Raw genomic sequence first — 14,446 nt, forward strand, 5'->3', positions numbered from 1 at the left:
ATGCCAAATTCATTCGGCACACTTAGCGGGTCGACGATAAGCTATTTTGTAATTTGTTGATTAACAACCTGACGAATGCGTAAGGCTAACGTTGCGAGCTCGGCTCTCGTTAGCTCGTCATGTGGTGCGAGCTTAACGTTAGATTTACCATTAAAGATACCGTATTTCACTAGGATCGCCATTGCTTTTCGATCAGCTAAAGAGCTGTTTTGAATATCTGAGTAATCTTTTAGCAGATCATCTATTTCATTTTGCGAAAGCTCTGTTTCCACTTCTGCATAGCGGAGTACTTGCGTCAAAATTGCAGCTACTCCTTGTCGGGATATTACTTCTTCAGGGTCCAATTGTTCAGAGTTCAACAATTTATGTTGTTCAGCTGTTCTCAATACCGCATCATACCATTTACGATCATCGTCCAATTTCTCTGGTGCTATACCAAGTACATTTAACGCGACCATTACGGTTTGAGCTGTTGTTGTTTTTTCTAATGGCTTCATGGCGTTACTGCTTACACCATTCATTAGGAGCAAACTGCTTGCTTCGGCAATATATGAGGCATACCATGCATCTACGGGAACATCAATAAAGCTTCGTTTCGCGGCAATAGGTACGTATATTCCTCCTGTGGAAACTAGCGCTTGAACTTGAGTTTGACCATTAGACGTTGTTCTGACCTTACTCGGTACTGGTGTTAAGGTACCATCATCATTGAGTATAGCAAGTGCTGTTAGTCTTGAAGCACTCGCATTCCTGAAAGTAATCTCTACCCACTCATAGCTTGAAGACGGGTTAACCTTTGAGATGACAAACGCATCACCTACAATTGTCATCCCCATACGCTTGATAGATGATACAAGCACTTGCTCAGCTGCTGTAGTCGCTCTAATTTGAGCAATTGGCCATGCAGATTCAGGTGCTTCAGGTTCTGATGATGGACTTGGACCCGGCGTAGCTATTGGTTGAGGAGCTGGAGTACCGCCGCTTGTTGCTTTCTGGAAAGTTAGACGATCTATTCTTAAATCTGCAGCCTTGAAAACAATGTACAGATCATGAACGCCCACCATACTTGTATTGCTTAGATCAACCGTAACATCTGTATAGCCTAGCTCCTTAACTTCGACTCCTGCATTCTCAATTGTGTAGGTAACCGGCTCTGTTACGGGGACCTCTATCGTTGCAATAGGAGCACTGCTTGGTGAATCTGCATGTAACGTAATGACTCCGCCATTTCCTTCTGCTGCGACCGTTGCTGTAACTCGATTAGCACCCGTCAAGTCAACCTTTGGAATCGCTGTCCATGAGTCATGATTCTTGGAACCGACTGCATAAAAACCACCAATGACCTTCTTTTCCTTAAGATTAATAGCTGTACGTTCCTTGGAAACCTCATAATACTTCACATTATTCGCTGCAAAGGAATGATCGAATACGTTTATCGCTTGATATGCATTCAATGTAGCAACATCTGTGCCTGAAACTACTACATTTTGCGATAAGCGAATATCTTTAGTTGAAGCACCAACCATAAAGCTATATGTTCCGCTCTCAACAATAAACTCACCCTTGTTCACATCCCAGATTGCGAAATCTAACGGGTTAACCGTTAAGTTGACCGTCTTTGTCTCCCCTGCTGCTAGCTGCACTTTTTCGAATGCTGCAAGCTTTTTAGATGGCGCTGCATCCCCGTAGGCAGAATGATCATGGCTGACATAGAGTTGAACAACCTCTGCTGTATCCACATTTCCGTGATTGCTGACATCTACGTTTATTTGTACAGGCTCCTTAGCATTAATCGTTGCAGGAACCTGCAGCTTGCTATAGCTGAAATCACTGTATGATAAGCCGTAACCAAATTCATACGTAATTGGTGCCGCTGTATACATGTAGGTAAGCTTAGCTTCGATAGGGTCTGCATTTGTCATGTCAACGGTATATCGAGGATCAATATTAACGCCAAGCTGATGATTTGGAAAGCTTTGTGGTATGGAATATTCACTTATAGCATCAAAGGCTGACATATCAGCATACCATGTTGAGGTCAAGCGACCAGTTGGAGCATAGTCCCCATATAACACCTGTGCTAGTGCATAAGAATCATATTGCCCACCATATGGCTGATAGACGATGGCAGATACATTAGGATTATTTTGGATCTCTTCCATTCCAACAGGGAAGCTTGATTTGACAATAACAATTGTTTTTTTACCTTGTTCAGCAAATGCCGCTGAAACCTTTTCTACAAGCTCATAGTCATCCTCACCCATATACAGGGTCGAACGATCATTTCCTTCACCAGCACTATGACGTGGAATTGCACCTACGAAAACCATTGCATAATCATCCAATGTCGCCCGTTCTACCGCATCTTCTCCTACTTCTCTGACAACTGTTTTTTCGAATTTAACAGCATCTGGACGATTAGCCGCACCAGCCGCATTTCCAATTGGTGTTTCAGGAACAGTTAGCTTGTGATCAGCAACGGTTACCATACGACCATTGGTATAATACCAGTCTGCAAATTCACCACTAAAACCTGAACGATACCCATTAGTAATAAATGTTACTGTACCATCACTATTTTTTTCCATTCTTAGACGTGGCGGAATCGTACTTGTAGAGCCACTCATTTCTGCTAAATTCCAATCGTTATTCGTTAAGTTCAATGGGGTTGCATCTGTATTTTTCACCTTAAGGTTTTCTACATCGACTGGATTACCAGTTGGAGAAGTAACAAAGCGATTGTTAGCTAATGATAATAAGTTAATTCCATCTTGACCCAGATCAATCACTCTGAATAGCTGTGCATTTTGTGTAGTGTCAAGTGGGTCAGATGTTGTGATAAGCTGAGCGCCCTCTTCAACATTCTCACTAGCATCAGTGGTAACAATTTCTCCATTTTCTTTGGAAGTAAGCGCGATAATTTTACCTCCAAGATCATAAGAAACTTGATCGGCGCCAATTTGCTTAATAATTGAAAGCAAAGGTGAATCTCCAGCATTTGGAATGCTCGGTGTATTTCCTACAGAGTACGTTGTTTTAAAGCGAGCATCTGCATACATACCTGAGATTGCAGCGGTTTGATCCTTTTTGAGTGGCAATGCTCCATCATTTTTCAATAGTACAATACTCTCCTGAGCTGCTTTAAGCGCAATCTCCTGGTGCTCTTCTAAAGCATATGTAGCTGGTGCATCCGTACGTACATCTAATGCATCCTGGGCAAACGGATAGTATTTCGGAATTCCACTGTCATCTGTTTCGTTAAAAATTCCTAGACGAACAAGCTGATTCACATGCGGACGAGCTGCTTCAATAAGATCATCTTCAGTAATTCCATATGCCCCTGCTCTAACTGCCTCAACAAGTGCTGCAACATCTTCATTGGCGTTATCCTCATTAGGACCTGGTCTTCCAGCATTCGACTTAGCTAATGCCATTAACACATTAGCTAACGTACGATCTTTGGCATAGCTTGTATCGTACCCATTAGACATGGAGGTATTAAAGGTATGCTGATCCCCATTAAAATCTGGTGAGCTATACACACCAAAGCGAGATTGCTCATTAGCATAGCGCTGATAAGGTGAAATGATGTTTGGTACACCATTCGTCATTCCATATGATGTCATAACCCCTGCTACGGATCCTGACGCTAGCGCTTTAATTGGGCTAAGTGTTTGATATTCAAATATTGCTCTCGGGCTTGCAATTGTACTCGTTCCGAAGCGATACCACTGTGCGTTATATACAGAAAAGTGCTTCGTACCAACTGCAGCACGCATCCAAAATCCATCATCACTTTCCTCTTGATTAATACCGCTTAATCCGCTCGCCATACTATCAATGAGCTCCGCTGCCATAAATGGATCCTCGGAAAAACCTTCATCGAATCTCCCGCTTAAAGGATTAATTCGCATATCGCTCACAACAGTAAAAGCAACTGAAAGGGAGGCTTTCTCTCCACCGTGAATATTGGAATCCCCTTGCTTAACTTTAAGTTGACTTATTTTCTCATTCCCCATTACGTTGCCTACTTCTGCGAGAAGCTCCTTGTTCCACGTCTGTCCCAATCCAACAAGTGCAGGAAAATCGGTAGATACGCCTTGTACATTATCAGCTGCAGAAAGTGCTCCGGGGATTTTTTTTCCTGCATTTGCTCCTTCTTTAAGCGTGTAATGATTTCTTGAACCTGTTACATACACCGCAGGACCTTCAAGCCCTGTATATTCGAAGTATGTATCGACAAACTTATCCAAATGCTCAGGCACACCATCAAACAAAGGCATCCCATCGAAAACACCACCCGACTGTGTCTTAAAAACTATGGCATCATTTTCTGCTGCCTGTGCCGCTAGAGGCGCAGGTACTGCGAACGCGCTAATCGCAAGCGAACATGTTAATGCAATTGCCACTACTTTCATGCTTGTCTTCGATTTCACTAATTCTCTCATGCTGAACTCACCCTTTCGATATAATATATAAAGCGTTTTCATAATCAGTTTAATGGAAAGTTTTACTGCCCATAAGCGCGTCTTTTTTCTGATTCATACCTTATTTATTGGTTGCAAAAAGCCTGAATTCTCCTAATGTAGCTGGATACTCAGGCTTTAAATCATTCCTTTAGATCATATATTTACGTATAAAGTAAGTCGGTGTACAGCTCCAAGCATGACAATAACTATTAATTAGATTACTTCCGTAAGGCGACTCCTTCTTGTCCTTCGGATTATACAGCTCCCAAAACGTATCTGCGCCATCTTGTAGCATAGCCCCCCAGTAAGCTTCCATCTCAGCAACTGCTCGCTCCTTGTTACCGGTAAGAAATAAAGCTTCTATAAGATGGTGATACAAATACGGTGTTGCCATTCCAATCTTCGGTGATACGATTAACAACCTTTCTAGCAACAGCGCGTTTTGCTTTGATGGCAACACCTCTGCAAGTGCCATCCATATTTGCGAAGCCCAAGAGATTTGACCTTCTTCCCCACTTCTAAAGAAGCCGGACTGCTCGTCCCACAAATATTGTAGTGCAGCCTTAGAAGTAAGCTGGATATGGTTGGAGATCATCAGCTTCTCCTGTTCATTGCCCAGTATCCCTGCAAGTGCTTCTCCGCGCTTTAAGCAGTAGATAAGCACCGCTTGCGCAGACGCTTGCTTGTTAAGCTCAGAGTGCCAATCTATAAAGCACCACCATGTGTTATCATCTTTAACTATGCCTCGCTCATCTAGCCTGTTAACACCGATGTTCAGCTGCTCCATTGCAATCGGCCATAGCTCTTGTAATACATCCATATCCTTCGTTGCCTCATAATAATCATACAGTACTGCTACAAAGAAAAGAGCGTAATCGTACAGCTTGGTATCGTCGACATGTGCATGAGGTTTTTCAAATACGCATGCGCCGACTGTACCATCCTCCAGTCGCATGCCTGCAAACAGATACATGCAGCGTTTAACCAAATCGTAGTTTTGGAATGTATAATAATTCGCTTGCGCTTGTAGCCGCAAATCACCAATCCATAGACGTCGATCTCGCTTCGGTCCGTCCTCAAATACGGTCTGCATACAATCCTGAAGCGTTTTTATCGCAACCCGATCCATATCTACAATATACAGTGGCAGACCAGAAGGCAGAGAAGTGATCTGCGAGCTATTCCCAGATGACACTGCTTCGCACAGTACATGATCAAAGGCAACCTTGTACTTTACAGATGTATCTAGCACCTCTACCTTGATATATCGAAAGCAGTACCGCCTCGGCAATTTAATTTCTGCTGGTAAGACATCTATAAACATTAGCTCTTCCTGCAGCCATGAGCTGCTTAACCAGCCATTGTAGCTATCAAATGGCTCAGCAATTTCACAAGGCATTTCGCCAAAGGTCAGCTTTAGCTTTAATGGCGCATCAGGTGGGCTGCCTACCGGCCTTATAGCAATCTTTACGTAACCTACTTGATGATCGCCAAAGTCAAGTACAAAACTATCTCCTTTGCCGTAGCTGTTTTCCTTCCATTCTTGTACCGTCATTGTAGGTTTTGTACGCCATCCTTGAAATGCTGACTCGTCGGCAATCACCTCAACAAGCTGTTGAACATTCACTTCCTTCGACTGTAGGCTAGGAACCAGTCTTTCAGCCTTATCGATCATCTGCTTATTCAATAACATACACACAATCTCCTTTCATGCTTGCCTTCTACTTGCACTTATCATAGAATGTTTCACAACAAGATAAATTAGGTGATTGCGACTTTTTTATTCATAAATCCGACATTGTAGGTGAAGTGTAATATGACAAAGCGTACCGTTCGCTTACTAAGTGGAGAACAATATTTTAATGATAAGCTTCATATTTATGTCAATCGCAACTCTGAGTCCTACGACTTAACGGAGCATTACCACGATTTTTTGGAGCTAAGCTATGTAAGTGAAGGCACAGGAACACATCATACGGGCGACGAATGTATTCAAGTATCCTCTGGAGATCTGTTTCTTATTCCAATGGGAACATCTCATGTGTTTAGACCAGCCTCAACTGCAAAAGGGAATCCTCTCATCGTATACAACTGCATTGTAACGTTGGACATGCTTAACCCACTTATTTCATCATTTCCAGGAGCTCATTTACTACAAAGACTGCTTCATATCCCTTCAATTTTTCATGCTCAAGATCATAGTGGAGCAGCGCACCAACTATTTACAAGCCTATACCGAGAATACTCTATAGAACGCTCTGAACAGGAAGCAGCTTTATATGCCTTGCTTATCCAACTGCTCATATTGTTCGCTAGAATGTATGATGGGACAGAACGAAATAACAGGATAGATATACCGAATAAAATGGACAACTTGCTGGACCTTCTTCAGATGCGTTATGCGGAAACATTTACAACAAGCCAGTTGGCAAGCGCGTATGGTGTGGGAGAGAGACAATTTCAACGATTATTCGTTAAGCATACAGGTATGAGCTTAACGCAATATGTACAGAGTATTCGAGTTCGAGCAGCATGTGAGAAACTGATAACGACTCAATTAAAGATCTCTAGTATAGCTGAAGCAGTTGGTTACATGAACACTCCATTTTTTTATGAGATATTCAAAAAGCATACCGGGTATTCACCACGTGAATATCGCAATCAGCAACAAAATAGGTAGCAGGCTACCGCAATTTTATTAAAGCAGACACGCAAAAAGTTGGGCGGAAAACATTGCGTTTTCCACCCAACTTTTTTTGATTTAATGACTTTTTGCAAGCTCTTCACTTGTAGTTGCCTCGTATAACTATTTCCACCATTGATCAAACGGTGTAACTGGCAGCTCTCGCTTATGCTGAGTCATACGATACCGCTGCTCAATCTTTTCCTTTTCTGCAGGGTCGACCTCGTTGCCGACCAAATACTGATCGAGCTGGCTGTACTCCATGCCAAGCTCAGCTTCGTCTGACTGCTGTGGCTTGTTGTCGAGCAGATCCGCTGTTGGAACTTTAAGATACAGACGCTCATTTGCGTTAAGTGCCTTTAGCAGCTCACGACCCTGCGCCTTCGTAAGTCCTGTCAATGGAATAACGTCTGCTCCACCATCACCATACTTCGTAAAAAATCCTGTAATCGCTTCTGCTGCATGGTCTGTGCCAATGACTAGGCATTGATGCTCACCTGCAATGGCATACTGAGCGATCATACGCATTCTTGCTTTAACGTTACCTTTCTGATAATCAGACAGTGGCTTATCATCTGACTCCTGATAGGTAACGGTAAAAGCATCAACAGAAGCCCCTATATTAAAGGTTAAGGCTTTATCAGGCTGAATGAACTGCAGCGCAAGCTGAGCATCGTCCTCATCATGCTGTACACCGTACGGTAGACGGATAGCATAGAAGGTCGCCTCATGGCCTTCTGCACGGAGCTCTTCTACTGCAAGCTGACACAACCGACCAGCTAATGAAGAATCCTGACCGCCGCTAATTCCAAGCACAAAGCCTTTGGCCTTCGTCTTACGGCAATATTCCTTTAGAAAGCCTACGCGATTGCGAATCTCCTCATGTGCATCGATTACAGGCTTAACGTGCAATGCATTCATAATATCAGTTTGTATACTCAACGTTCTAATCTCCTCTCGGGCTACTGGTACAGGTTATTTGTTTTAATATATTCGTACACCTTATCCGGCATCAAATAACGCGGCTCCCCGCCCATTTTTAATTCATCTCTAATATAGCTAGAGCTGATCTCCATCGCTAATCCTTTATCGATAAGATGAAATGTTTGGCCGTCATCAGCATTTCGTAAAATCGGTGATTTACTAATGGCAGACAGCATATTAATTCCATCTCTAGCCATCACAATAAATTTATTCTCACGAATGAGATCATCAGCCCGCTGCCATTTCCCTTCGCCAATATCGACAAGTAGATCGGCTCCCATAATAAAGTATATCTCATCACCCGGGAACTTTTCACGAAAATGTCTTAGCGTAATATAGGTGGCTATCTCCCAGCCAAGCTGGTTCATCTCATAATCATCTACCTCAAACTTCTCGTTATCCGCAATTGCCAACTGAACCATGTTCATGCGATGCTCATCAGAAACATTCAGCTTCTTATCCTGCCGCTTGCTCGAGCAGGGCAGAAAGATAACACGATCCAGCTTGCAGCGATGTGCTACCGTGCTTGCTGTCCATAAGTGTACATTCGTGATTGGATCAAAGGATGATCCGTAAATACCGATTTTCGCCATATGGGCCTCCTTCTAGTCTTCCAGCGCTGCTTGAACCTTGCTTCGCACTTCCTCAATCAAGCGCATTTTGTTATTCCAGCATTCCTGACTAAGATTGACAGGGTACTCTGCAGGGTTCAGTGCGCGCTTATACTCTTCCCACAGGATATCCAAATTTTCACGAACAAACCCACGAATATGCTGCAGCGTCGGAAGCTCATACACGAGCACGCCCTGATCAAAGATCGTATGATGTAGCTCCCTTGCTTCAAATCCGGTAACGAACTTGGCAATATAGGTGTGTACAGGGTGGAACATATGCAGGCGCTGCTCGTTCTGCGGTGTTTCATGCTCCAGCGCAATGTAGTCTCCTTCAGATTTGCCATTGGTCTTATTAACGATTCGGTATACCCGCTTACGTCCAGGCGTTGAGATTTTCTCAGGATTAGAGCTAATCTTAATCGTATCAACGAGCTTGCCTGCTTCATCCTCAATGGCGATCAGCTTATAGACAGCTCCGAGAGCTGGCTGATCATAAGCGGTAATTAGCTTCGTCCCGATTCCCCACACATCAATACGCGCGCCTTGTGCCTTCAGGTTCATAATGGTTTGCTCATCAAGATCATTAGAGGCATAGATTTTTGCATCTGGAAAGCCCGCTTCATCAAGCATTTTGCGTGCTTCCTTAGAGAGATAAGCGAGATCCCCACTATCTAACCGAATGCCATGAAAACGAATGCGATCACCAAATTCCTTAGCAACCTTAATCGCAGTTGGGACACCTGATCTCAGCGTATCATACGTATCAACGAGAAACACGCAATCCTGATGTGTCTCAGCGTACGCTTTGAATGCTGCATACTCATCACGATAAGCCTGCACCATCGCATGAGCGTGAGTCCCCGCTACAGGGATGCCGAACAGCTTGCCGGCTCTAACGTTCGATGTCGCGTCAAACCCTGCAATATACGCAGCTCTCGTGCCCCAGATCGCCGCATCCAGCTCCTGTGCGCGGCGAGTTCCGAACTCCATGCACGCCTCATTGACAGCCACCTGCTTAATACGAGCAGCCTTAGTTGCAATAAGCGTCTGGTAGTTCACTATATTGAGAACAGCTGTCTCAATAAGCTGTGCTTCTGCGAGCGTTGCTTCGATTCGCATAATCGGCTCATTGGCGAATACAAGCTCTCCTTCTCTCATGGAGCGTACGTTTCCGGTAAACCGCAGGCTCTGAAGATAGGCTAAATATTCGTCACTATATCCTTCCTCTCGCAGGTAGGCCAGATCGCTTTCTGAGAAGTGAAAGTCGTGGAGATAGCGAATGACGCGCTCCAGCCCCGCAAAGATGGCAAATCCATTTTGAAAGGGAAGCTTGCGGAAATATACCTCAAACACAGCTCTGCGATTATGCATGCCATCCTGCCAATATGCCTGCACCATATTAATTTGGTATTTATCGGTATGCAGCGCAAGGCTGTCATCGTAATGGTTAAACGCTGGAAGCACATTGCTATTCATATCGCTATTCTCCCTTCTTTACTACTTTGGCACCAAGTGTTCCTTTGAAATGACGAAGCGCCCAGGCGTGGCCCTCCGGATCAAAGCTCGCCACTGCATCCTCATGAATGACAATGTCATATCCTTTATTGTAAGCATCTACGGCCGTATGAAGCACACAAATATCGGTGCACACTCCTACAAGATGCAGCTCAGTAATCCCTCTTGCACGAAGCTGCAGCTCCAGATTGGTCCCGGCAAATGCGCTGTATCTCGTCTTATCCATCCAGTAAACATGTGCAGCATGTTTGTTAGCCTGGTACAGCTCCTCTAGTTCGCCGTATAGCTTTCGACCAGCAGTTCCTTCCAAGTTATGTGGCGGAAACAGCTTTGTCTCAGGATGGAATGGATCGTTTTCCTTATGAACATCGATCGCAAACACGACATAATCCCCGTTATCAATAAATTCTTTCGTAATCTCCGTCATTCTTGCTTCAAGCGCTTGACCAGGCACTCCGCATGTCAACGCTCCATCTGCCGCAACAAAATCAATGGTGTAATCCACATTAATTAACGCTCTTTTCTTTTCCATTGTTATATCCTCCTTAGTATTAACATGTTCATCATTGTTAATTTATTTAATAAAGGTTCAAAAATTCAGGTTTCAGGACCAAGAAGCTGAAGCAATACTAGAAAGCGAGTAGCGTAGCGTACGTTTTTGGTACGTGAGCAACAGAGCTTTCGGTAGGGCTTCATATTCGATGCCGGCTAAGCTACAACGAGTCACGTCGTCATCAAGCCTGGACTATTTGAACTACCTCTTCATATTTTTGCATGATATATAGATCTCTTGATGCCTACATCAATGAACCGATATAGCTGTGTTGGTCTTTTTGACGTTCTAGTCGTCTTCTTGCCTGGCACCTCTTGTATGAATGGCAAGGTTTTGATCTTTCGTGCAAATGCAGCCTCTAGCGTAATCGCAGAATCATCAGTTACAGTAAGCAGAACAGCCTGAAGCTCAGAATAGGTGAACTCCTCGGGCAAAAACTCCTTAGCGGCAGTCGTTTCAAGCAGCTTCTGGCGTATCACTTCTATCGCATCTGCGACAATACGTGCATGATCAAAGGCGAGGTCAAGCTGCATGACCTCTTTAATGGAGAATAGCTGCACATCCTGCGCATCATCATTAGCTGCCCGACTCGCTAGCTTATGCTCCGGCACAATCGCATAATGAGCGTTGCTAATAATCCAGCCCCTCGGGTCACGTCCTGGTTTATCATATACTGCAAAATGCTCAAGGAGGATGTCTTCAACACCCGTTTCTTCCTTTAGCTCGCGCGCTGCACTTTCGAACGCTGTCTCATCAGGATCAACGAACCCGCCCGGCAGTGCCCATTTTCCTGCCTCAATATTCGGTCGGCCTTCGCTGTCGAGCATGCTGCGCTGGATCAGCATAATTTTAAGATCCTGGGTAGGCGGTTTAAATTCTTCAGACTTGACTGGCAATATTGTAAAAACAGCGATATCGGAAGTATAGCCGTCAGGTGTTCGGTACTTCTTCACATCATATTGCTGTAATGCTTCCTGATTAGACACTGTATACCTCCTTTATTTATTAACAATTATCATTTTGTTAATTGTAATGTTAGTATATGTAATTGTTATTGTCAATATACATTAGCCTAATTAGGAAAATAGTAATACCTTGTTGTTTAGTAAGTCTCACAATCGTTAATTTTGTTTTGGCTAATCATTACTCCCCTGCTAAACTAATTACAGGTGGTCTACTTTCTTTCAGAGAATAGGGGTGAAAGATGAGCTTTAAAAGTTCTCATTACAAAATAGGTACGGCCTTACTTCTAATATTCAGCTGTTTTTTCTCGTTCCAAGTTAATGTCCTCGCTGTTTCCAATAATGTTGAGCAAACGATACATAAGCTTGATAACGAAATAGAAGCGAACATGAGGACTCACGACATCCCTGGAATGGCGTTCGCCTGGGTAACCAAAGAAAAAGCACTCTATACCGAGGGCTTTGGCTTATTGGAGATAAACGAGGAGGCAGCGGTGAATGAACAGACGAATTTTTTGCTAGGTTCCTTGTCCAAGGTCTTCGTTACGCTGGCTGTGTTGCAGCTCCAAGAACAAGGGAAGCTCGATGTCGAACAGCCGCTCGTTCACTATCTACCGTGGTTTACAACAGACGATACGACAATATCTAATCAAATTACAGTACGTCACTTACTGAATCATTCGAGCGGTTTGCCGGATCGTCTTAACATGCATGATGCTGTGTCTCTGGACAAAGAGGACCGCATCAAACAGATGATCCAAAAGCTCAACAATGTAAGCTTAACTCATTCCCCAGGCGAGGGATACGAATACACGAATATGAATACCGATCTGCTTCAGGTTCTCATTGAAGAAACAACTGGCGAACCATTCACTTCGTATATGGAGGAACATATTTTCAAACCGCTCGGCATGGAGCGGACCGGGTATTTCTCATATAATAACAGTCATTTAACGAATTCTGCTATAGGTCATCGTTATCACTGGGGTAGGCTCAAGCCTTATACTGAGTCGTTATCTTATGCAACATCAGGCTCTGCAGGATTATCCTCTAATGTGGATGATTTGGCTAAATTTATCGGATACCTGCTAAATGAAGATGAAGGTAGCACAGGACTTCAGCTGTCAAGAAAAAGCATGCTGCAGATGTTCCAACCTAACCAGTATGGCTCTGGGTTCAACTGGTACGTGACACCTCATAATATCTATATGGAAGGTGGTCTTCCAGGCATGACCAGTACGCTGGTCTTAGCTGCGGATCGTAGCTTTGGACTTGTGCTGCTGTCTAATTCCAAGCAGGACATTACCTTGAACTCCGGCTTTAACTTATACCGAATCATAGCAGGTGGTTCTCCTTCAACTCTCCTTGTCGCTGATTATCCGAAGATTAGCGCCATTGCCAAACTAATTATGCTCGTTACCTTATTTGTTACTCTCGCGTTAGCTCTACTAGTAGCATCTATGATCATTTCGCTATGGAAAGGCAGTAGGGACCTACGATTTATAAAGCCTACCGGAATGAGCTGGATCGCGATTGGAATACTGTCTACTGTTTATATGTTCATGCTCGCCTACATCTATGTGTATCTTCCATTCGAAATCGGAGTGCCAATTTTATATGATTACCACAAAGATCCAGACATCGTGCAAGGATTAACGATATTTTTGATTATGCTAACTGTTTTAATGTTCACTGCGATTTTCCGAATTTTATTCTTTAACAAAGGTCCACTTCATAAGCAGGGAAGAATTTAAAAGCAAATGGCAGCAGTTAAGTTAAGGATATTCCAACCATATCCAAAACTTAACTGCTGCATACACATATCCTGCTGCTTCGAATTGAATACCCCCTTTTTCAGCAAATTATTGATTAATGCCTTAACTGTTTTCGGACTCCACTCCATCGATTCAGACAGCTTCCAAATTAGCCTTACGCCTATCATTCACACTGCTGCAAGCTTTTGCTGATATCTATCATCAAAACTTACATCATGCTCGGGGTTGGTCAAATTATTAATTTTCATTGGTAACTCCATATCTAAAAAAATGTTAAAATTATACATAAATTTATGAGCTGTGGAGGGCAATAATGAAAAAACTCCTATTAACCTTTCGTTTCTGGTTTGCGCTGATATCAATCCTCATCATCGTTCAAAATATGTTAGGCTGGGATGATAAAAATCTGCTGCTCTATTTCACTACCCCACCGCTTTTATTTGCAAACGAATGGTTTAATATTAATTGGAGTTTTTCAGGTGATAACATGCTGCTCTTTGCCTACGTATGTAATTTTGTAACATGGTATATAGCTGGCTTATTGCTTGATCTGCTGCTGTATAGATTGGTTGCTAGAAAGCGTAACATTTACCGGAACTTTAAATGATAGAGCATATGCTAGATTGATCAAAAATCTCGAAAGGAGCCTAGAGCATGAACGATAGATCCTTAATACGAAAGTGGCTTATTTATATTGGTGCATTTTTTGTGGCGGTTGGAATAGGCTTTTTATTTGCAGAAGGAGCCAGTACCATGATCGGCATCGTATCGCTCGGCATTGGAATAGGTTTATATATTGCTTCAAATTTCTTTAGAGTACTACATAAACAAGAGAGTGACCGTTAACTTTGGGATAAAAACAACAAAAAAAGCCCATCGGATTAGAATTAT

At 43.2% G+C, this 14,446-nt stretch carries 12 protein-coding genes; 4 read left to right on the forward strand and 8 right to left on the reverse strand.

Features of this window, described 5'->3' with window-relative positions; genetic code table 11:
- Nucleotides 1-41: 41 nt before the first annotated feature.
- Both M3180_RS05580 and M3180_RS05585 read right to left on the reverse strand, forming a co-directional pair.
- Entirely contained in the window at nt 42-4,448 is a 4,407-nt protein-coding gene (locus tag M3180_RS05580) for a glycoside hydrolase family 3 C-terminal domain-containing protein (RefSeq protein ID WP_251666286.1), read from the reverse strand.
- A 169-nt stretch (nt 4,449-4,617) separates the two neighbouring features.
- Nucleotides 4,618-6,162 carry an alpha-L-rhamnosidase-related protein gene (locus tag M3180_RS05585; RefSeq protein ID WP_251666287.1) on the reverse strand — a complete coding sequence of 515 codons (1,545 nt, stop codon included), beginning with the start codon at nt 6,160-6,162 and terminating at the stop codon, nt 4,618-4,620.
- 123 nt (nt 6,163-6,285) lie between these two features.
- Here M3180_RS05585 and M3180_RS05590 point away from each other — a divergent pair, with 123 nt between their 5' ends.
- Nucleotides 6,286-7,149: a helix-turn-helix domain-containing protein gene (locus tag M3180_RS05590; RefSeq protein ID WP_251666288.1), complete on the forward strand. Its 864-nt coding sequence runs from the start codon at nt 6,286-6,288 to the stop codon at nt 7,147-7,149.
- Nucleotides 7,150-7,275: 126 nt separating this feature from the next.
- Here M3180_RS05590 and nadE read toward each other — a convergent pair whose 3' ends face one another.
- The 5 genes from nadE to M3180_RS05615 all read right to left on the reverse strand — a co-directional run bounded on the left by nadE (nt 7,276) and on the right by M3180_RS05615 (nt 11,804).
- The gene (nadE, locus tag M3180_RS05595; protein WP_251666289.1) at nt 7,276-8,094 is read right to left on the reverse strand and encodes an NAD(+) synthase; all 819 of its coding nucleotides are present in this window, start codon (nt 8,092-8,094) and stop codon (nt 7,276-7,278) included.
- Nucleotides 8,095-8,114: 20 nt separating this feature from the next.
- Nucleotides 8,115-8,729, reverse strand: coding sequence for a nicotinate (nicotinamide) nucleotide adenylyltransferase (nadD, locus tag M3180_RS05600; RefSeq protein ID WP_251666290.1), 615 nt, complete (start codon nt 8,727-8,729; stop codon nt 8,115-8,117).
- Between the two features lie 12 nt (nt 8,730-8,741).
- A complete protein-coding gene (locus M3180_RS05605; protein WP_251666291.1) occupies nt 8,742-10,226 on the reverse strand; it encodes a nicotinate phosphoribosyltransferase in 1,485 nt (494 codons plus the stop codon).
- A 4-nt stretch (nt 10,227-10,230) separates the two neighbouring features.
- Entirely contained in the window at nt 10,231-10,797 is a 567-nt protein-coding gene (locus tag M3180_RS05610) for a cysteine hydrolase family protein (RefSeq protein ID WP_251666292.1), read from the reverse strand.
- Nucleotides 10,798-11,027: 230 nt separating this feature from the next.
- Nucleotides 11,028-11,804, reverse strand: coding sequence for an NUDIX hydrolase (locus tag M3180_RS05615; protein WP_251666293.1), 777 nt, complete (start codon nt 11,802-11,804; stop codon nt 11,028-11,030).
- 218 nt (nt 11,805-12,022) lie between these two features.
- Between M3180_RS05615 and M3180_RS05620 the strand changes: the two genes are divergently transcribed.
- Entirely contained in the window at nt 12,023-13,534 is a 1,512-nt protein-coding gene (locus M3180_RS05620) for a serine hydrolase domain-containing protein (protein ID WP_251666294.1), read from the forward strand.
- Here the strand turns inward: M3180_RS05620 and M3180_RS05625 are convergent.
- Nucleotides 13,531-13,722 carry a BlaI/MecI/CopY family transcriptional regulator gene (locus M3180_RS05625; RefSeq protein WP_251666295.1) on the reverse strand — a complete coding sequence of 64 codons (192 nt, stop codon included), beginning with the start codon at nt 13,720-13,722 and terminating at the stop codon, nt 13,531-13,533. The genes M3180_RS05620 and M3180_RS05625 overlap by 4 nt on opposite strands.
- Before the next feature lie 146 nt (nt 13,723-13,868).
- Here M3180_RS05625 and M3180_RS05630 point away from each other — a divergent pair, with 146 nt between their 5' ends.
- A complete protein-coding gene (locus tag M3180_RS05630) occupies nt 13,869-14,162 on the forward strand; it encodes a hypothetical protein (protein ID WP_251666296.1) in 294 nt (97 codons plus the stop codon).
- Between the two features lie 47 nt (nt 14,163-14,209).
- Complete coding sequence (locus M3180_RS05635) at nt 14,210-14,401, forward strand: hypothetical protein (protein ID WP_251666297.1); 192 nt, start codon at nt 14,210-14,212, stop codon at nt 14,399-14,401.
- The last annotated feature ends 45 nt before the right edge of the window (nt 14,402-14,446 follow it).

It is taken from the genome of Paenibacillus camelliae, from assembly GCF_023715345.1.
Classification (GTDB): domain Bacteria; phylum Bacillota; class Bacilli; order Paenibacillales; family Paenibacillaceae; genus Pristimantibacillus; species Pristimantibacillus camelliae.

Excerpts from the sequence above, each read along its gene's own strand:
- M3180_RS05580 (WP_251666286.1), bottom strand. The coding sequence starts at position 4,448 with ATGAGAGAATTAGTGAAATCGAAGACAAGCATGAAAGTAGTGGCAATT.
- M3180_RS05585 (WP_251666287.1), bottom strand. The coding sequence starts at position 6,162 with ATGTTATTGAATAAGCAGATGATCGATAAGGCTGAAAGACTGGTTCCT.
- M3180_RS05590 (WP_251666288.1), top strand. The coding sequence starts at position 6,286 with ATGACAAAGCGTACCGTTCGCTTACTAAGTGGAGAACAATATTTTAAT.
- nadD (WP_251666290.1), bottom strand. The coding sequence starts at position 8,729 with ATGGCGAAAATCGGTATTTACGGATCATCCTTTGATCCAATCACGAAT.
- M3180_RS05605 (WP_251666291.1), bottom strand. The coding sequence starts at position 10,226 with ATGAATAGCAATGTGCTTCCAGCGTTTAACCATTACGATGACAGCCTT.
- M3180_RS05610 (WP_251666292.1), bottom strand. The coding sequence starts at position 10,797 with ATGGAAAAGAAAAGAGCGTTAATTAATGTGGATTACACCATTGATTTT.
- M3180_RS05620 (WP_251666294.1), top strand. The coding sequence starts at position 12,023 with ATGAGCTTTAAAAGTTCTCATTACAAAATAGGTACGGCCTTACTTCTA.
- M3180_RS05625 (WP_251666295.1), bottom strand. The coding sequence starts at position 13,722 with ATGATAGGCGTAAGGCTAATTTGGAAGCTGTCTGAATCGATGGAGTGG.
- M3180_RS05630 (WP_251666296.1), top strand. The coding sequence starts at position 13,869 with ATGAAAAAACTCCTATTAACCTTTCGTTTCTGGTTTGCGCTGATATCA.
- M3180_RS05635 (WP_251666297.1), top strand. The coding sequence starts at position 14,210 with ATGAACGATAGATCCTTAATACGAAAGTGGCTTATTTATATTGGTGCA.